This window comes from Arthrobacter sp. MDT1-49-2 (assembly GCF_059090185.1).
This window is the reverse complement of the sequence record NZ_JBNHFK010000005.1, coordinates 25,665-44,041: the sequence shown is the minus strand read 5'-3', so window position 1 is coordinate 44,041 and position 18,377 is coordinate 25,665. Positions and strand designations below refer to the sequence as shown.

The 18,377-nt window shown below is 62.5% G+C and carries 12 protein-coding genes; 9 read left to right on the top strand and 3 right to left on the bottom strand.

Going from position 1 to position 18,377, the window contains the following annotated elements:
• Positions 1 to 109 precede the first annotated feature (109 nt).
• Positions 110 to 805 (top strand): 8-oxoguanine DNA glycosylase OGG fold protein, encoded by a 696-nt coding sequence (locus AC5RTS_RS08285; protein ID WP_493991593.1) that lies wholly within the window; start codon positions 110 to 112, stop codon positions 803 to 805.
• A 74-nt stretch (positions 806 to 879) separates the two neighbouring features.
• On the opposite strand, the gene AC5RTS_RS08280 is transcribed toward AC5RTS_RS08285, so the two are convergent.
• The gene (locus tag AC5RTS_RS08280; protein WP_493991592.1) at positions 880 to 1,284 is read right to left on the bottom strand and encodes a hypothetical protein; all 405 of its coding nucleotides are present in this window, start codon (positions 1,282 to 1,284) and stop codon (positions 880 to 882) included.
• Positions 1,285 to 1,971: 687 nt separating this feature from the next.
• On the opposite strand from AC5RTS_RS08280, the gene AC5RTS_RS08275 reads away from it, so the two are divergent.
• Positions 1,972 to 2,784 carry a hypothetical protein gene (locus AC5RTS_RS08275; RefSeq protein WP_493991591.1) on the top strand — a complete coding sequence of 271 codons (813 nt, stop codon included), beginning with the start codon at positions 1,972 to 1,974 and terminating at the stop codon, positions 2,782 to 2,784.
• 96 nt (positions 2,785 to 2,880) lie between these two features.
• The gene (locus AC5RTS_RS08270; protein WP_493991590.1) at positions 2,881 to 3,456 is read left to right on the top strand and encodes a DUF1643 domain-containing protein; all 576 of its coding nucleotides are present in this window, start codon (positions 2,881 to 2,883) and stop codon (positions 3,454 to 3,456) included.
• 81 nt (positions 3,457 to 3,537) lie between these two features.
• Here the strand turns inward: AC5RTS_RS08270 and poxB are convergent, their stop codons facing one another.
• Positions 3,538 to 5,256: a ubiquinone-dependent pyruvate dehydrogenase gene (gene poxB, locus AC5RTS_RS08265; RefSeq protein WP_493991589.1), complete on the bottom strand. Its 1,719-nt coding sequence runs from the start codon at positions 5,254 to 5,256 to the stop codon at positions 3,538 to 3,540.
• 219 nt (positions 5,257 to 5,475) lie between these two features.
• Between poxB and AC5RTS_RS08260 the strand changes: the two genes are divergently transcribed.
• Entirely contained in the window at positions 5,476 to 6,975 is a 1,500-nt protein-coding gene (locus tag AC5RTS_RS08260) for an FRG domain-containing protein (RefSeq protein WP_493991588.1), read from the top strand.
• Positions 6,976 to 7,208: 233 nt separating this feature from the next.
• Here AC5RTS_RS08260 and AC5RTS_RS08255 read toward each other — a convergent pair whose 3' ends face one another.
• Positions 7,209 to 8,615, bottom strand: a complete 1,407-nt coding sequence (locus AC5RTS_RS08255) for a serine/threonine-protein kinase (protein ID WP_493991587.1) — start codon at positions 8,613 to 8,615, stop codon at positions 7,209 to 7,211.
• Positions 8,616 to 9,009: 394 nt separating this feature from the next.
• Between AC5RTS_RS08255 and AC5RTS_RS08250 the strand changes: the two genes are divergently transcribed.
• From AC5RTS_RS08250 to AC5RTS_RS08230, 5 genes are all read left to right on the top strand, one after another.
• Positions 9,010 to 11,160 (top strand): KAP family P-loop NTPase fold protein, encoded by a 2,151-nt coding sequence (locus tag AC5RTS_RS08250; RefSeq protein ID WP_493991586.1) that lies wholly within the window; start codon positions 9,010 to 9,012, stop codon positions 11,158 to 11,160.
• A 220-nt stretch (positions 11,161 to 11,380) separates the two neighbouring features.
• Positions 11,381 to 12,826 carry a DUF3375 domain-containing protein gene (locus tag AC5RTS_RS08245; RefSeq protein WP_493991585.1) on the top strand — a complete coding sequence of 482 codons (1,446 nt, stop codon included), beginning with the start codon at positions 11,381 to 11,383 and terminating at the stop codon, positions 12,824 to 12,826.
• Positions 12,823 to 13,590, top strand: coding sequence for a DUF4194 domain-containing protein (locus AC5RTS_RS08240; RefSeq protein WP_493991584.1), 768 nt, complete (start codon positions 12,823 to 12,825; stop codon positions 13,588 to 13,590). The genes AC5RTS_RS08245 and AC5RTS_RS08240 overlap by 4 nt, the downstream gene beginning before the upstream one ends.
• A complete protein-coding gene (locus AC5RTS_RS08235) occupies positions 13,587 to 16,898 on the top strand; it encodes an ATP-binding protein (RefSeq protein ID WP_493991583.1) in 3,312 nt (1,103 codons plus the stop codon). The genes AC5RTS_RS08240 and AC5RTS_RS08235 overlap by 4 nt, the downstream gene beginning before the upstream one ends.
• A 168-nt stretch (positions 16,899 to 17,066) precedes the next feature.
• Positions 17,067 to 17,984, top strand: coding sequence for an oxygenase MpaB family protein (locus AC5RTS_RS08230; protein ID WP_493991582.1), 918 nt, complete (start codon positions 17,067 to 17,069; stop codon positions 17,982 to 17,984).
• Positions 17,985 to 18,377: the final 393 nt, after the last annotated feature.

Below are 18,377 nucleotides of genomic sequence, written 5' to 3'. Positions count from 1 at the left end.
CGAACCCAGCCCCCGGGCGAGTCCGACGAAATGGCGCCCGCGATGGTTTCACTGGGACCGTCGTGCGTGCCGCAGGTAAACCGGCGATGCACCCCCGTAGAGTGACGCCATGATCAACGTTGATGCGCCCCTGCCTGAAGACCTCTTCGTCGCTCTTCCCGGAGAGGACGCTGTCATGGGCCACGATATAGCGGTCAGCTGCGAGCGATGGCAGGGCGCTCTCAGCACGCGCGGTTTGCCGCCGCTGCAAGGTGTACTGGCAGGCCCGGGCATCAAGAAGGTTTCCCGTGCGGATGTATTCGAGTTGGGCGGCCGTGAGATCACCCCGTCCAATGCATTCCAGCTTCTGTACTATTCACTCGCCTGGGGTCTCGGCGGCAGAGCACCACGCTTGCATCAGCGTCTGAACGCCCTCGCCGCCCATCAGGACAGAGCCGAAGAGCTGCTGGTCGAAGCTTGGCAGGCGGTCAGGAGCGGAGAATCTGCACAGGACGTCTACGGTTTGCTGACCACGAACCGGGGCGCGGGACGCATTCCATGGTTCGGCCCGGCTTTCTCCACCAAGTTCCTCTACTTCGCCCAGGGCCAGGAAACCCCACCCCGCTACCTCATCCTCGATCAGGTGGTTGCCCGCAACCTATCCGATGTCTGGCCCGGCGCTCCGAAGACTGCATGGTTCCCGGACACCTACGCCCGCTACTGCGCCGTGGCCGGCTCTTGGGCAGAGCAGGCCACGGAACGCTTGGACGGTGCACGCAAAGTCCGTGCCGACGAAATAGAGTTCGTGCTCTTCAAGCGCAGGTAGAGTGAGGCTGAATCGGGGATGAGGCGTGCGGCGGGATACCGACGGTTCCCTGGCCGCCGTTCTATTCACCTGTCCTACTTAATGGGTTCCCCGAAGTAGAGAACAGTTCCCTTGACCTGATTACGTGTCGCGAACTGACCCCCTGAAATAGCGGCACGTGGCACCTGGATAGCGAAGCGTCCAGTAGTTTCAATCCCTGTCTTGGCAATGATTTCGGGCTGTCCGATCCAGTCCTCTTCCATCACGACCGCCGAGTTGTCGTCGTTCCATATGTCGTAGATCCGTCCGTCGCTGCCGATGAAGACCGGCATAACAGATGCTGTTGGAGACACGGGGTCCCCTGCATCCTCACCTGGAAGGTTTTCATTCACTACCGAGGTCATGCGGCCGAGCACGTAGTCCCATCCGTCCTTGACCTCGTTATATGGGTTCTCGGCGAGGACCAATGCCGCACCCCCAGTCGTTACCGTCTCAGTCACAGTCACATCCCATCGGCTCTTGGCAGAAGACGTAGCCAGTGTTCCGAAAGCGAATGGGCGGGATGCTGTGCCGTCCTGCTTAGGGGCTGAAGTCTGTGCGCTTGGTGCACTGGAGGCAGACGCCTCAATGACCGCTTTATCCGCTGACGCGGGGCCCGTGTCGCCACAGCCAGTGACCACCATGGCACTGAGTGCGGCAACGACAACAATCTTCAAATACTTCAAGGGTCCTCCGGTAAACGTGCGATGTGAACAGGTTTCACTATCGGCCGTTTACCCGAGGATGTGAGGGGCCTACTTCGCTATCTGCGGTGGCGGTTACCCATCCACATTGAAGATTCTGCAGCGAGGGCTCCGAACGGTTTCAGATGATTCCTGGTCACTGCGCTTCGCCGTACAACGCAATCATTAACCCGTGCCCTGACTATCCGTCAACGGCACCCGCCCAGCAGCACAGCACTACCCCTCCGCAGCGCGTTAGAGCCAGCGTTAGAACAGAGACAGTTCCGAGCATGGTCGCCCCTTCGCATTCCGCACTTTTCTGTTCGCGTGCTTGGTTCCGACTATTCGGTGTGGTCGCTTCTAACCGCTAAAGCAACTTCAGCGAGTAACCCGAGTTCTGAAATCACCGCAAATTTAGGCCCACCAATTCACGTGCGAACCGGAACCTGCCGATACCCTCAAGCAATGACCGAGACGCACGAGTTAGATAACCAGGGATCGAGCTTCACCCAAGTATTGGACGCTGCGGCGAAGCTACCCGGTGCGAGGATCAACAGAGCCGCCTATCTGAGAACCGCGCTCAAGCGCCACTGCACCGAGGAACAGATCAACAGGGCTATCGCCGACAGCCCAGCGGCGGCGGGTATTCCACTCAAGGTCATCACCGAGATCGCCAACACATCCATCGCGTATGAAACGAGCAAGGTCACCGGCCTCTCAACCCTCTCCGGCATTCCCGGCGGTCTGGCCATGATCGGCACTGTCCCAGCCGACCTAGCACAGTACCTGGGTCACATGCTGCGGATCTCCCAGAAACTCGCCTACATCTACAGCTGGCCTGATCTCTTCGCCGACGATGGAGAAGAAATAGATGAGGCAACCCAGAGCATGCTCATCCTGTTTGTGGGTGTGATGTTCGGCGTACAAATGGCCCAAGGTGGAGTAGCAAAGGTCGCCGGTATGGTCGCCGCCAATGTGGCAAAGAAACTACCGCAGCGAGCCCTCACCAAGGGGGTCGTCTATCCGATCGTAAAAAAGGTAGCGAGCAATCTTGGTGTGAGGATGACCAAAAGCCTCTTCGCCAGCGGAGTCGCGAAAGCTATCCCTCTCGTAGGGGCGGTTCTCTCCGGCGGACTCACCCTGAGTACTTTCCTCCCAATGTCCAAGCGGCTGCAGAAACACCTAGCCAGCCTGGAGCTGACCAAACCAGGACACCGGGCTGAAGATGACGAGGTCATCAATAGCGAAGTCGTCCAGCTGGATGGTGTCGGGAACTAGGGAACAAGGCTCAAAATCGGAGGAGCTAGTACCGAACCGCACACGCCGCTGGAAGCTTATCAAGGGGGCGGTAGCGCCCATCCGAGGCAAGGATGTATGCACGTGATTCCTTATTCCCCGAGGCACGAACCCGATCTCTGGGATCCGGACCCCGAAGAACAGAACCATCGTTTTGCACTTGGCCGCGTGGCGGGTGCGTCGCCACAAAATCCGCCCTTCATCGCCATCTGCATGAATCCGTCATTTGCAGACCGGACGCAGTCAGACAAAACCGTTAACCGCCTCGTGAGGGCGAGTACGGACAACAATCACACCGCGTGGATGATGCTCAACCTCTATCCGGAGCGGGCGACTAATGCTTCGAACCTCTCCTCCTATGATCCGAAACTCTCTGAAACAAACTGCGCCGTAATCGAGCACCAACTCCGGAAATACAGTGCCACGGAAGTTCTCGGCGCATGGGGCGATCTGAAGCACCCGACGCTACGGCAAGCGAAGGTGGACGTACTCGACACGCTCAACCAACTCGGGGTCAGGGTGTTCACCTTTGATGAGCTCACGGCCAGAGGAAATCCACGTCACCCGATGCAGCGTCGTCGGGAGCTTCAAATGATGGGCACCAAGCGCTATCTCGTCAGATCCGGCAACCGACTGATGGAACGGGCACCCTAGCGGCCTGAGTACGCAGTTTTACTAAAAGGCGCTTAGTTCTTTCGCCTGTCTGCACAACTTGAGCCCCGGCCAATGCAGTCCTTAGAGCAGCTGCCGGGCATTGGCCCGGGCCAGGTCGATGAGCTCGCGGCCGTTGCCGGCAATCACCGTGCGCAGCGCGTAGACCGCAAACCCGGTGGCCTGCTTCGCGTCGACCTTCGGCGGCATGGACAGCTCCTGCCGCTCCACGGCCACGGAGACCAGCGCGGGACCGTCGTACTCGAACGCCCGGCGCAGTGCGCCTTCGAGATCCTCCGGGCGGGTGACGCTCTCGCCGTGCATCCCCACAGCCTGCGCCACCTTGCCGAAGTCGGGGTTCTGCAGCCCGGTGCCGAAGTTCACGATGCCCGCAGCCTTCATCTCCACCTCCACGAAGCTGAGCGCGGCGTTGTCGAACACCACGATCTTGATCGGGAGGTTGTGCTGCACCGCGGTGAGCAGCTCGCCGAGCATCATCGCCAGGCCGCCGTCACCGGCCAGGATTACCACCTGCCGGTTCCGGTCCACCGCCTGGGCGCCAAGGCCCAGCGGGGTGGCAGCGGCCATGGTGCCGTGCCAGAAGGAGCCGATCAGCCGCCGTCGTGCGCCGACGTGCAGGTGCCGGCACGCCCAGATGACCGGAGTGCCGACGTCGGGCAGGAAGACCGCGTCGTCGTCGGCGAGTTCATCGATCAGGTGGGCCAGGTGCTGCGGGTGGATGGCGCCCGGGCCCTGCTTCTCCAGGTCGTCGAGCTGCTTCCGGGTGCGGCGGTAGTGGTCCAGCGACTTGTCCAGGTGGGTGCGGTTGGACTTGCGCTCGAGCAGCGGCAGCAGCGCCTCCGCCGTCTCCCGCACCCCGCCGACCAGGCCCTGGGTGAGCGGCACGCGGCGGCCGAGCTGCTCGCCGCGGATGTCGACCTGCAGGATCTTCGCGTGCTTCGGATAGAACTGCTGGTACGGGAAGTCGGTGCCGAGCATCAGCAGCGCGTCGCAGTCCTCCATCGCCCGGTAGCCGGACGCGAAGCCCAGGAGCCCGGTCATGCCGACGTCGAACGGGTTGTCGTGTTCGATGAATTCCTTGCCGCGGAGGGCATGCACGATCGGCGCGCCCAGTGCGTCGGCGAGGGCGAGGACCTCCTCGCGTGCTCCCTCGACGCCGGCGCCCGCCAGGATGGTGACCTTCTCGCAGGAGTTCAGCGTGGCGGCTGCCTCCTGCAGCTCCGCCGGGGAGGGCACGGTGACCGGGTCGGTGCGGCGGACGGTGAAGACGCGCTCGTCGACGGCGTCTTCGAGCGCGGTGTCACCGGCCATCACGAGCACGGCGACGCCCCGCTTTTCTATGGCGGTGCGCATGGCGATTTCCAGCAGCCGCGGCATCTGGTCGGCGCTGAGGACCATTTCGCAGAAGACGCTGCAGTCGCGGAACAGTTCGGTGGGGCGGGTTTCCTGGAAGTACTGGCTGCCGATCTCGTCGCTCGGGATGTGCGAGGCTATGGCGAGCACGGGCACCCGGCTGCGGTGCGCGTCGTAGAGTCCGTTGATCAGGTGCATGTTGCCGGGCCCGCAGCTGCCTGCGCATACCGCGAGATCGCCGGTCAGTGCCGCCTCGCCAGCCGCGGCGAACGCCGCCTCCTCCTCGTGCCGGGTGAGCATCCACTCGATGCCCTTCTCCCGGCGGATCGCCTCGGTCACCGCGTTCAGGGAATCGCCCGGCACTCCCCAGATCCGCTGGATCCCGTTGGCGGCGAGGTTGTGGACGACGGTTTCGGCGATCGTGGGCATGCTGCTCCTCGGGTCGGCGCGCTCGATGTGGCCGTTAGTTTAGGCGGCGGGGGCGGGCGGCGCCAGAGGTGGGGCGGGTACGGGGTTGGCTCAACAGCCCGTGTCATTGCGTTTTCCAGTTGATCGGGTGATCGATGAGTTGCAGGATGAGCTGGGCATGAAAATAGCTGGAGCTATTTACTGCCGAGCAAACCGCATCGTCATAGATCACTACTAAACGTGACTAGAGCCCATGTATCGCAAAGATCAGATTTCTGGTGTTATATCTACAAAGCACTTTACGATCGGCCCATCCTATTCAGCATCAGCGGAGCGCCGCTGCCATCGATTGACTCACCCAAAGCTATCATTAGCGGGACAGCATCGACAAAACACTTTAAGGATTTATTTGTTATGGAAGAAAGCGGTAAGAAAATTAGTCGCTCGCGCGACTTGGACGGCATCCAGACCCGAATCAACGAGACGGTTTCTGAATTGGCGAAAACAAACGATTGGATTGGCGGATCTGTTTCGCCAGCGTATATCGCTCGCATACAAGAACTCTTGTCGTCCTCAGCCGCAGCAAACATTCGAGGGGATGCCCTTGAGAAGATTCAACTCGCTTTAAAACCAGCTCTGGCAACTTTGAGCGCCAACCAACAAAATCTAATAGCGGATTTGCAGCCACTTTTCCGGGACACACTGAGTAGCGCCAAGGACTTCAGAGAGGTAGAGGATTCACCCTCGTCCTATTCGGCGGAAATGACGAGTCCAGGAAGTTACTACGAACGGGATGAGGAAGAGGTGGAATCATTTGACGCACTCAATAAAAAGATAGTTCGTCTGATAGAGAAAAACCCCACCTTGAGCCTTGTCTGGCGGGGCCAGCAGGACGCGACCTGGGGGCTGCATAGTGGCCTCTTCAGGCGGCTCATGGCCGTCAACGGGGTCCAACCGCCGGAGAAGAAACCGACGAACCCACAACCCTATCCAGAGGAGGCACAACTCGTCAGAGCGGAGAAGGAGATTCTACGCATAGCGAGGGATGAGTGGCGTCTAGATGGACGGACCGCCCTAGAAATTTTTGCTCGTGTTCAGCATCATGGTGGACCAACGCGACTCATTGATGTAACCAAGAATCCATACATTGGCGCCTGGTTTGCGGTGGAGCACAATGAAGCCCACGACGATAAGCCAGCCCGGCTCTTCGCCATAGCCACGGCACCAGTCATGAAAGATGGTGAGGCGCCCCCCGACAACCTGATTAGACTAGACGCTTCCGGCGGCACACGCGACCCTTTTTGGCACGCGCTTTCGACATCCCAGGACCGACAAGGTGCGGACTGGGGCACGGGTGCGAAGCGACGCATTTGGGTGCCACCCGCCTATGACGACCGAATAGTTGCTCAGAATGCTGGGTTCCTAATGGATGGGGTCCCTATGATGAGCGCGGGAATCGCACCTTACTTTAAGATTGCGTCTGCGAACTCCTATTGGAAAAAGGCGGATCTCCTAGCGGCTTCTTCGATTTATTTGAAGACTGCTAAACCGTCACGAAAGGCCAGCACGAATGGCAAAAACCTTGCACCCACATTCACGTTCCTCATTACCCCCAATGGCAAAGCTGATATTCGACGGGTCCTTGAAGAGCGGTTTTCTTACAAGCATTCAACCATTTATCCGGATATCTCAGGGCTCGCAGACTACTTGCGCAACAATTTTGTTAACACTACTGACTAACCAATTCCGGTGGCACCTGAAACGGTTAAATCGGTATTGAGAGACGCAAAATTCTTTGAGGAAAGGTCCACCGGTATCGGTCGGTTGTCGCGTGCCCTTGAGGGTGGGTGTGGTGCCCGGTACTGATCGGGTGGACCTGGTCGCTAAAGAAACCGGATGAACCGTTGCCGAAACGAAGAGCGCGCCCCGCCACTCGGCAAACCTCGGACACGGCCACCCGCGCCCACGCTTGGCTACTTCCGACCAGCGGGGTATCTAGTTCGCCCGTCAGGTAGCTGGGAGAGCCGAGGGAACCGGCCCTTGGCAGCTCGCCCGAATCGGTCCGCCCAGAAGTCGACGAATCCATCGAGTTCTCCGATGTCCAACGACTCAATGCCCCAAGCGAGCTGCAACCCACCTACTACCCCGTCGAAAGCACTGAAGCCCCGAAACGGTGGTTCCGCTCTTGGATCGTTGTCGAAGTCTCCGCCCATCATTGACATGAATCCGAGTTCGAACCATGAATAGCTCCGAGGGCTGTCGAAGTCAGCGAAGTAGAGGGAGTGGGATCGCGACATACCATTGGCTTCCAGCCGCACTTCGCCGTACGAAATGACATCAAACTGCGCGTCCAGTCCAGGGCTATCCCTTAGCTCAGACACCTGCAAGCGTGCTTCACCCAGCAACAGCGAGACGCCGCCGCCATGCTTGTCTACCGTCGTTGCCGGCGCACCATCGGTAATGTATTCAACAAGTTCCTCCACCAGTGCGGAGTAACCGAGGCGGGCGCTGGCACTCAGGGCCTCGCGCCGCTCGTGTTCCGTCCGTGCCTTTTCACGCTGCGCTTGCTCAGTTGCGCGTGCCTCCAGAACGGCCGACTGAGCTGCCGCTAGCGATGCTGCTCCCTTCGTCGCAGCTTCTTCGCCTGCTCGACGAAGTCGAACTAGCAGATTCGCTGCAGTGGGCCGGGCCTCCGGTGCCTTCTGAAGACACTCGTTGATGATCCAAGACAGTTTGCGGTTTCCGGGCAGCAATGGCGGTACTGTGCCCAGGTGTAGGTCTCGCAGCTCTTCACGCGTGCCAGAGAACGGTCGCTGCCCGCTCAGGAGCTCGTAAGCCATCACTCCAAAGGCATAGATGTCCGTTGCACTAGTCGCCCTCTCGTACCGCCATTGCTCTGGAGCAGCATAGGGGGCCGTCAATGAATCTTTGCGAGTGTCCGTAGCTGTGGCCGCGCCAGCATATCGGGCAATTCCGAAATCGCAAAGCGCCCACTTGCCCTGCCAGTGGAGAACATTGTCGGGTTTGATATCTCTGTGCACGACAACGGGGGCGATGACGCTCAGTGCTTCCGCGATATCGAGCAAAATGGCAATAGCCTCGGTGGCGGCAATGCCGGATCCAATTTTTTCTCGGAGGGAGTAATCCGCACGCGGCATGAAAAGCACGAATGAGTCAGGCGTTTCCTCCACGTGCAGAATCGGGACGACATGGGGTGACTCTGGTGCGTCCTGTGCGATGAGCTGTTCACGGGTTGCTCCCCCGGCCTTCCGCACAACTTTTGCCGCTAATCGGCCGCCCGTTGGTCCGTGCGCCTCATAGACTTTGCCAAAGCCACCTCCGCCGAGTTGCTTACTCTTGTCCCATCCCCAGTCAGTCATGCACTCACTCTAGGACACATAGCGGACATCCTTACGGTCCTAGGTAGCAGGCCCTCAAGCGGCCGCGGACGTACCGGGAAGGGCCCTCACGAGCGACGGGCGCAGGTACGGTGTCGCTGGATCGGAGATGCGCTGAGTGTCAAGGAGTTCAAGGGCATCGACCGGGTTCACGAAGGACTGCTAGGAGAGCTGGACCGAAAGCTGGCGGACCTGCTCACCATCGGTGAAAAATTCTTCGCAGGCCGCGCTGCGCCGGTTGCACGTTGCAGGTTAGAACAACCAGCATCCACGAACGGACGTCAGAGGTTTCGCGGTTCTTGTCTGGCCGCCCGACGATCCGGCACATGTCTGCCATAGTGGTTGCCGGCATACGAACCAATTTGAGAGTCAGGTAATGAACGATTCCTCTGCGTTGTACGGAGATGACCCTCTTGCCGGGACACATGCATCCCGGGACCGGGGCGACCTTGTCGCGCGTTTGAGCCGCTCTTTGTCGTTGATGCACGACCGCACGAACAGCGCCGTGGTTGCTCTAGTTGGGCCCTGGGGCAGTGGCAAGTCCACAGTGCTCAATGCTGTGGAGAGAACGCTGCAAAACGAAGGGACATGGCAAACCGCCCGGTACAATCCTTGGTCGTACTCCTCCCTTGACAGTGCCATTCTTGGGTTCTTTTCCGAGCTGAACTCGGCGCTGCCTGAAGAGCTGAGGGAGAAGGAGACACGGAAGAAAATCGGGTCGTGGATTACCAGTATTTCCCCAATCGGGAGCCTGGGGGGAATCGCCGGCGTAGACGGTTCCGGAGTCCTGGAGGCTTTGGGCAAGGTAGTTTCTGGCGAAACGAGCCCAGAGCAACTTAGGGCGAAGGTAGCCGAAGATCTTCAAGCCCTCCAGCGTCCAGTCCTCATGCTTATAGACGATCTGGACCGTCTCGGGCCGGATGAGCTGCTGACGACCTTCAAGCTCGTCCGCATGTTGGGTCGGCTTCCCAACGTGTACTACTTGCTTTGTTACGACGAGTCCACGCTAATCGATGTGCTCAAACGCACCGGACTGGTGGATAACGATAGTAAGAGAGCCAGAGCCTATTTGGAAAAGATGATTCAACTTCGCTTGGACATTCCGACGATGCTCGGCGGTGAACAATTGGAGTTGCTCAATCTCGTCTTGGCGGAGGTGAAGACCAATCACGAGTTGGAACTGCTTCCTTCCGAGTCCAAACGTCTCTCCGAGATGTGGTGGGAGTGCATGCGGAGTTATTTGGCCCAGCCACGCGCGGTAAAGCGACTCTTTACTCAGGTAGATGCCGCATGGGCAGAGCTAAGCGGTGAAGCAGACTTTCCGGATTTTGTTGCCATGACATTCATCCGCACATTCGAACCTGCCGTGTTCTCACTGATTGAAGAACACGACGCCGAGCTCTTGGGACATTATTCAGATTGGGATCCGCTCGGAAAGGAGACCCACGCGGAGAAGTGGGCCCGCTGGAGCGGTTACATGGCGGGTCTAAATGCCATCTATCCCGACAAGCTTATGAACCTGTTAGCCCACTTGTTCTTACCCTTACGAAGCGCGAAGAATAATACAGCTTACGGAGTCGAAGCGCGCACCGACATTGGACGGCGGTGCGGTGTAGGGCATCCGGACTACTTCTACAGGTACACGCAGGTCGGCGTTCCCCGGGACGACCTGCCAAATAGCAAGGTCGCCGAAGCATTACGTCAGCTTGGACAGGGGATCTCGGGGGACGCGGCACAGGAGGTCGAAAAATTCCTGACCGACAACGCGAGCATGGTTGTTCAAAAGATCATGCGTCATGATCACAAGGATCTCCCGACTGAACCTTTGATGCTTATGCTTTCTCGACAATACGACGTTATCGGGAAGGAGGGCGCAGGGATTCAATCCGGTCCGCCATCGTTCGAACTACTCACCTTGGGACGATACCTCCTTGCGGAGCTTAAATCCGATCTCGCCGTTGCTCTCCTAAATCAATGCAGTGTCAGCTCTTCGGGTCTTGCATTTGCTTCTGACCTCATCAGGGATTTTGGACGGCCGGGGCCGAAAGAGCCTGTTCCTGAATGGTTCGACGAGGCAAAGTTAAATGTTGCAAATGCTATTGAGGCACATTTGTATGCTCTCGACCCCCGCGGACCTGAAGATGAGATCGAACGGACTCTCCGCTGTCTTTGGGCGCTGAGAGATTTCTCCGGCCCTTCCCGGGCTGCCGAATTACTTTGGGAGCTCATCGATAGCGACAAGGGCTGGCAGGTGGCCACCTTCATTGCGTTGCTGATCCCTATCGGCCAAAGCGGTGACGGCACATGGATGCTTGACCGGCACCATCTTTCCGCAGAGCTCATAGAAGACCTGGTCGGATTTGAAAGGGCTGCTGCAGCGTTGGAGGACACCGGACAGGGAGCGGACGCACCAGGGCTTTTTGAGCGCTTTGACTCTCGGCCAACCTTGGCGCAGCGAGTGGCATGTGTCTATACAGATTTTCCAATGCTCGCTAGCGAGGTCCGATCAGCCAGACGTGTTGATTAGGAATGCACCCCAGGGAACCGGCAATCCCGTACCTTCACGCAGCCAGCGCCGGTCTCCTGATTCTTGTTAGAGGCTTCGGTGCCCGTCGCTGCGACGGGCATGTAACGGTGCCTGCGGCCTCGCCCATCCCACACCGCACGCCCTGACCCACCCCGCTCCTCCACCCGGCTAAAATCGAGGAGGCCCGTTTTACCCCCACCGCACGGGCGGAAAGCGCAGCATGTCCTTCATCGAGAACGCCGTTGCCCACTGGGCCGAACTGCAACGGCTTCAGGCCGCCCCCGGCTGGAAACTGACCAACGCCAACCCGTGGGTGCTGGCGCTCTTCCGCGAGGCCTTCACCCGCACCCGCCCGCGGGTCGGCCTGGACGACTTCCACGCCATGACGGACACCTTCCTGAACCGGCTGCGGATGGACGGCGTGCAGCTGCGCGAGGACTGGACCGGCCGGAACTACGCCGATGATTGGGTGGCCCGCCGCTACCTCGCCCGTCCCCGGGCGGACGGAAAGTTCGTCTACGAACTCACCGAATCCTCCGCCCGCTTCCTCTCCTACCTGGACGGCTTCAGCAGCGACAAAACCTCGCTGAACTCCTCCCGCCTGGCCACCCTGCTGGACCGGGTGGAAAACCTCGCGCAGGAATCCAACCCGGACCCCGCCGCACGCATCGCCGTCCTTAAGGGAGAGGTCGCCCGCCGCGAGGAAATGATCCGCGCCCTGGAAACCGGCGAGGCTCCCCCGCCGCTGCCGGAGGACACCGCCGTCGAAGCCGCCCGCGACATCCTGGACCTGGCCGCCGCCCTGCCGGCCGACTTCAAACGCATGCGCGACGGCCTGGAAAAGATGCTGCACAACCTGCGCCAGGAAATGGTGGAATCCAACGCCGCCAAGGGCCTGACCATGGGCGAAATCCTCGAAGCGGACAAAAAGCTGCGCAGCACCGCCGAAGGCCGCACCTACGAGGGCTTCACCGCCTTCCTGAACGACGCCGACCAGCAGGCCCGCTTCCGCGCAGCCATCGCCGAAGTCCTCGAACGGGACTTCGCCGACAACCTCACCCCCGAGGACCGGCAGAGCCTGTACCGGCTGATTTCCGACATGCGGGACCAGGCCACCGAAATCCACCGCATCTACGGCCGGCTCTCCGAATCCATGCACACCTATGTGCAGAGCGACGAGTACCGCGAATCAGTGCAGCTGCGCCAGCTCATCCGCGCCGCCGAGGCCGCCATCCACAAGGCACCGCGCGGCCGCCGCCGCGCCGCCGTCGTGCCCGCCCCGCAGCTGCACGGCTCGGCCTTTGAATCGCTGAGCATGGTCCGCGTCTACAACCCCGAGGACCACGCCGCCCCGCAGCAGCTGCCCGAACCGCCGCAGTTCACCGAGGCGGACATCCACCGCTCGGCCCGCACCCCGCGTGCGGACCGCCGGATCCTGGCCGACGCCGTCGCCCGCGCGACGGCGAAACGCCCCAGTGCCACCGTGGCCAAGGTATTCGAGCAGCTCCCTGCCGAACACCGCCACCTGAACAGCATCCGCGCCCTGCTCGCCGCCGGCGGCGCCGCAGGGGACACGCTGGAATCCGTCACCTTCACCCAGATCGACGGCAGCGAGCGCACCGCGCTGCTGCCCGCCGTCGCCGTCGCGAAAGCCCCCGAAAAATGAGCGAGACCGTGCACGAAACCGTCCCCGAAGAGCTCGACGAGCTGGAATCACAGGAACCAGAGCGCGACATCCTGGTCGACGGCCCGGAACTGTTCCCCGGCGACACCGGCACCCTGCCGTTGAAACTGCGCCAGGCCCTGATCCGGCTGCTGCGCGGCCCCTACCTGGACGCCAGCTCCTCCGACAACGTGTACGAGACCGTGGTGGACAACCAGGAGCAGCTGCGTGTGCGCCTGAGCGAACTGTTCCTGACCCTGGTCATTGACGAGGACCGCAAGGTCGCCCTGCTGCGCCCGGTGGACATGGCCGAACCGCACACCTCCGCCCTGCAGCGCCAGCGCGAAATGACCCGAGAGGAAACCCTGCTCCTGCTGCGCATGCGCCTGATCCTGGACCGGCACACCGGCACCGGGAACGAGGCCACCATCGCCCGGCAGGACATCATCGAGGTGCTCGAGCCCTACGTGGACCCGCTCCAGCAGGACGCCAAGTCCGTGGAGGACACCGCGGACGCGGCCATCCGCAAGCTCGTGCAGGACCGCCGGCTGCTGCTGCCCACCGAGTTGGACAACGTCTGGGTCATCTCCGGCGCCCTGCCGCTGGCCCTGCCCTACAGTCAGATCGGCGACATTGTGGACTTCATGACCACCCTCGCCGGCGACGCGGAAACCGTTGACGACGGCGCGCCGACGCTCGACGTCGACGCCGCCGACACTGAACCCGCCCCCGCCCTTGAACTGAACGACGGCGAGGAGCCGGCATGAGCATCGAAACCACCCTCCCCATGGGAGACCTGATCAACCCCGGCCAGAACCGGCTCTCCTCCGTGCAGATCGTGAACTGGGGAACCTTCGACGGCGCGCACACCATCAAGGTGGACCGCGCCGGCACCCTGCTCACCGGCGACTCCGGCGTGGGCAAGTCCACCGTTTTCGACGCGATGCTGCTGGTGATGGACGCCCGTCCGAAGATGAACGAGGCCGCGCAGAACAACAGCGGCACCAACGCCGAGGAAAAGCGCACCGCCTTCTCCTACATGCGCGGCCGGCTCGGCACGCAGGGGGCCGACGACGGCGCGGGCACCGCCTACCAGCGTCCCGGCGCCACCTGGTCCGCGGTCTGCCTGACCTTCGACAACGGGCTGGGCCAGATCACTTCCCTCTCCGTGGTCATGGACCTGCCGGCCACCGGCACCGAACACAACCTGGGCCGCTTCTACGTGGTGCACAACCGGCCGCTGGACATCAACGCCCTGCAGACCGGGATGCGCGGACGCTTCACCAAGGGCAGCCTGGAGAACCTGCTGCCCGGCGCCGCCGTGTTCGATTCGCACAAGCTCTTTGCCGAACGCTACCGGCACGCCCTGGGTGTGGAGGATGAGAAGGCGTTCAACCTGCTGCGCATCCTGCAGACCGGCAAGGGCCTGGGCGGCACCGTCAATGACTTCTTCCGCACCCACGTGCTGGACACCCCGCGCACCCTCACCGCCGCCGAGGAAGCGGTGGAGGACTTCAGCCACCTGCGCAGCATCCGCCGCCAGCTCGAACGCGCCCGCCAGCAGCGCGACCACCTGGCCTCCGTCCCCGAACTGCACGCCCGCTACCGGCAGGCCGCGGACGCGCTGGCCACCAACCGGGCCCTAACCACCGAGGGCCTGCCCGCCTACCGGCAGCGCCTGGCCTTGGAAGGCGCGACGCGCACCGCGGAAAAGCTCGAGGCCGCCGCCTCGGCCGCGCGTGCCGAACTGTCCGCCGCGGAAACCCGCCGCGCCACGCTCAAGGACCAGCGCGACGCACTCAGCGCCCGCTACGCCGAAGAGGGCGGCGGAGCCATCGCCACCCTGGAACGCGAACTCGCCGCCGCCACCGCGCAGCTGCGCTCCCGCGAAACCGTGGAAAACGCATTCCGCGAGGAGCTCGCCGCCGCGGGGATCGACGTCGACTTCTCCCCCGCCGGCCTGGTCACCGCCCGCAGCCGCGCCACCGACCTGGTGAAGTCCCTCACCGCGGACCTGGAGGCCGCGAAGGAGCGCAGCAGCAACGCGCACGGCGAGGCCTGGTCCCTGAAGGGGCAGATCGCCAAGCTGGAAAACGAGATCGGTTCCTTCCGCCGCCGCAAGTCCAACATCCGGCAGGAATCCCTGGACCAGCGCACCCGGATCTGCGCCGCCACCGGCACCAAGGAAGCGGACATGCCGTTCGCCGGCGAGCTGATCGACCTGCCCGCCGAACACGCCCAGTGGCGTCCGGCCGCCGAGAGGACCCTGCGCTCCCTGGCCACCGCCCTGCTGGTCCCCGGCGAACACATGGCCGCCGTCACCCGCTTCCTCAGCGAAAACGACATGCAGGGCTACGTGCGCTGCATCGACGTGTCCGTCCCGCTGGACGGACCCACCGAACCCGGCCCCGATGACCTGATCACCAAGCTGCTCACCCACGATTCGGCCATGGGCGACTGGGTGCGCCGGAAAATCACCGCGCACTACGACTTCGTCTGCGTGGAGGACCCGGCCGGGCTGGCCGACGTCGCCAAGGGCGTCAGCCTGGGCGGTGCAGTCAAGCGCAACCGCAGCACCACCGAAAAGGATGACCGGCACACCAAGGCCTCAGACAATGTGCTGGGCTTCGACAACAAGGACACCGTCGCCGCCCTCGGCAACGAGCTGCTGGCCCTGCGCACCGTGTTTGAAGAGGCGGACACCGTTTCCCGGCAGCACGCCGCGGAGCAGGACTCGCTGATCCGCCGGCTGGCCGCGGTCCGCCGCGTCGCCGAGGACACCCGCACGTGGGAGGAGCTCTCCGCCGACGAGGCCCGCGCCGCCGTCGCGCAGGCCACCGACCGGCTGGACGCCGCCCGGGACGCCAACACGGACCTGGAACAGATCCGCTTCGAACTCGACACCGCTGAGCTGGACCTGACCGCCGCCACCGAGAAGGTCGGCGGGCTCAAGGGTGAAGCGGCGAGGCTCGACGCCGATCTGGCCGCCGCCGTCGAACGCCGCACCGTGCTCTCCGCGAAGGCCCCCGAGGCGCTGTCCGAGGGCCTGCGCACCGCGCTGGCCGAGCTGTTCGACCCGTTCGGCGACCTCACCGATGCCGCCCGGCTGAAGGAAGCCGCCGGCGAGGTGGAACGTGCCCTGATCACCGAACAGGCACGGCTGGAGAAGACCCTGCTGGAAACCCGCGCGAAGCTGGAGCGGACCTTCGAGACCTTCTCGGACAAGTGGGGCTCGGACTTCGGCACCTCCGTGGAGGCCGCCGGTGCGTACGAGGACCGGTTCGAGGGCATCATCACCGAGGGCCTGCCGCAGCGCGAGGCCGAGTTCAGCGAGTACTTCAACAACCGCACCTACGAGCGTTTCAGCGACCTGCTGCAGCTGCTGGATGAGGAACGCCGCAGCATCTCCTCACGCCTGCTGCCGCTTAACTCCGTGCTCCGCCGGGTGGAATACCACGCCGGCAGCCACCTGGAGATCGAGGTGGCCACCACCATTCCCGACGCCGCGTACAAGTTCCGGACCGAGCTGAAGAACGCGCTGCCGATGATGGGCTCCCGGCAGGACAAAGCCGATATGGACGCCCGGTACGCCGCGCTGGAGGGGCTGGTGGACCGGCTGAAGGACCCCGAGGAGAAGCGCTGGCGCGCCGAGGTGCTCGACGTCCGTTCGCACGTGACCATCACGTGCACGCACCGCCTCGCCAACGGGCACACCTACACCAACCTCCAGGCGTCGCTGATGTCCGGCGGTGAGGGCCAGCGCTTCACCGCGTTCATCATGGCCTCCGCGCTGGCGTACCAGCTGGGCATTGTGTCCCAGGGCTTCAGCACCTACGGCACGGTGATGATGGATGAGGCGTTTGTGAAGTCCTCGCTCTCCTTTGCCGAGGCGTCCATTAATGCGCTGCACGAGTTCGGCTTCCAGCTGCTGCTTGCGGCACCGGAGGACAAGGTCGATTTGTCCCGGTTCCTGGGCTCGGTCACCGAGATCCTGCGCGACGACGTCACCAACCGGTCCGGTGTGCTGGAGCGCGGGATGGGCGGGTCGCGGTCGGTGGATATTTTGTTGCGTTGATCCGGAGTTAGGGCACTCGACGACGGCGGAGCGCGGGGGCGGCGGCGGTGACGCGGGGGCGGCGGCGCGCCGTCGTCGTCGTGCTTTCCTCTCCGCTGGGGCCGGCCACCGCAGGGGCAGGCGGGCAAGGCTCTGGATTCACGGCTCCTTCGGGACCAGACTGGAGACGTGAGCATTTCCCTTCCCAAGTCCATCGCCTCCTGGCGCCGCCAGCTGATCGGCACGTTCAGCAACAACGCCACCGAGATCCCGCAGTGGGAGCTCGAGTTGGCGAAGGGCGACGACGTTGGCCACTTTGGTCCGGAGTCAGCGGTTTGGGCGGTGCACGGGTCCATGACGCCGATCATTGCGGGCATCCGGGCCCTGCTGCTGCAGGCGCTGCATCCCGGTGCGATGGCCGGGGTGCATGATTTCTCCGACTATCGCTCGGATCCTTTGGGGCGGCTGGCCGGGACGATCCGCTGGATCTTCACGGTGACTTACGGGTCCACGACGGCGGCCAAGGCCGGGTCGGATTGGGTGTTGCGTCTGCATGAGCGGGTGCACGGCACCTATCTGGACGCCGACGACGTCGAGCAGCCGTATTCCGCGAACGATCCTGAGATTGCCCGCTGGGTGCATCTGGCGTTCACTGATGCTTTCCTGTCCTCGCACCAGCGCTACGGCGGTTCGATTCCCGGTGGTCCGGACGCCTATGTGGCCGAGTGGGCAGTGGCCGGGGAGCTGATGGGCATTCCGGATCCTCCGCGTTCCGAGGACGAGCTGCGCAAGCAGATGGCGTCCTACGATGACCAGCTGCGCAGCAGCGACCATGTGCAGGAGGCGTTGCGGTTTTTGCGTCGGCCTCCGCTGCCTCGCAACCAGCGTTTTGGCTACCGGGTGCTGTTTGCCGGTGCCGTGGCCAGTCTGGAACCGAAGCATCGGGAGCTGCTCGGGTTGAAGGCGCCGCATATTGGTCCGGTTCCGGTGCCCATGAAGTTTCCCGTGAAACTGGTTTTGGGGGTTATCCGTCTGGGTCTGGGTCCTATGGGTCCCAGCGAGCGGTCCGCACGGGAGCGGATTGCCCGGGTGTCGGGCCGGGTGTGACGGGGCGGGCGTGACGGGGTGTGGGGGCCAGGAGAACCTCTCCGCTAGCCATGAGAACGCGTCGGACATCCGCTCGGGAGGCCGGAATTGAGAGCAAGTAGTCGACACACAAAGACAGGTATTTAAAGGTTTTCCACCGTGCCGTTTTGGGCCTGTTTTGGGCCCAAGAATGTCAGTGCCGGATGAAATCCTGAGGTATGGATCAGGACGGGAAATCCGGGCAAGGAACCGGAATGCCGGCCAGCGACAACCTTTCACCAGAAGGGTCCGCTGGCAAAGCGGACGCGCAGTCCGAGTCGCATAGCCTTGCTGTTTATCGTGCTGCTTTGGCCGCCGATTCTGCGGATCCAAAGGCTTCCGTTAGCAGCCCTCGGTCAGCAACCGTTGGGATTG

Excerpts from the sequence above, each read along its gene's own strand:
- AC5RTS_RS08285 (WP_493991593.1), top strand. The coding sequence starts at position 110 with ATGATCAACGTTGATGCGCCCCTGCCTGAAGACCTCTTCGTCGCTCTT.
- AC5RTS_RS08275 (WP_493991591.1), top strand. The coding sequence starts at position 1,972 with ATGACCGAGACGCACGAGTTAGATAACCAGGGATCGAGCTTCACCCAA.
- AC5RTS_RS08240 (WP_493991584.1), top strand. The coding sequence starts at position 12,823 with ATGAGCGAGACCGTGCACGAAACCGTCCCCGAAGAGCTCGACGAGCTG.
- poxB (WP_493991589.1), bottom strand. The coding sequence starts at position 5,256 with ATGCCCACGATCGCCGAAACCGTCGTCCACAACCTCGCCGCCAACGGG.
- AC5RTS_RS08250 (WP_493991586.1), top strand. The coding sequence starts at position 9,010 with ATGAACGATTCCTCTGCGTTGTACGGAGATGACCCTCTTGCCGGGACA.
- AC5RTS_RS08245 (WP_493991585.1), top strand. The coding sequence starts at position 11,381 with ATGTCCTTCATCGAGAACGCCGTTGCCCACTGGGCCGAACTGCAACGG.
- AC5RTS_RS08235 (WP_493991583.1), top strand. The coding sequence starts at position 13,587 with ATGAGCATCGAAACCACCCTCCCCATGGGAGACCTGATCAACCCCGGC.
- AC5RTS_RS08270 (WP_493991590.1), top strand. The coding sequence starts at position 2,881 with ATGCACGTGATTCCTTATTCCCCGAGGCACGAACCCGATCTCTGGGAT.
- AC5RTS_RS08255 (WP_493991587.1), bottom strand. The coding sequence starts at position 8,615 with ATGACTGACTGGGGATGGGACAAGAGTAAGCAACTCGGCGGAGGTGGC.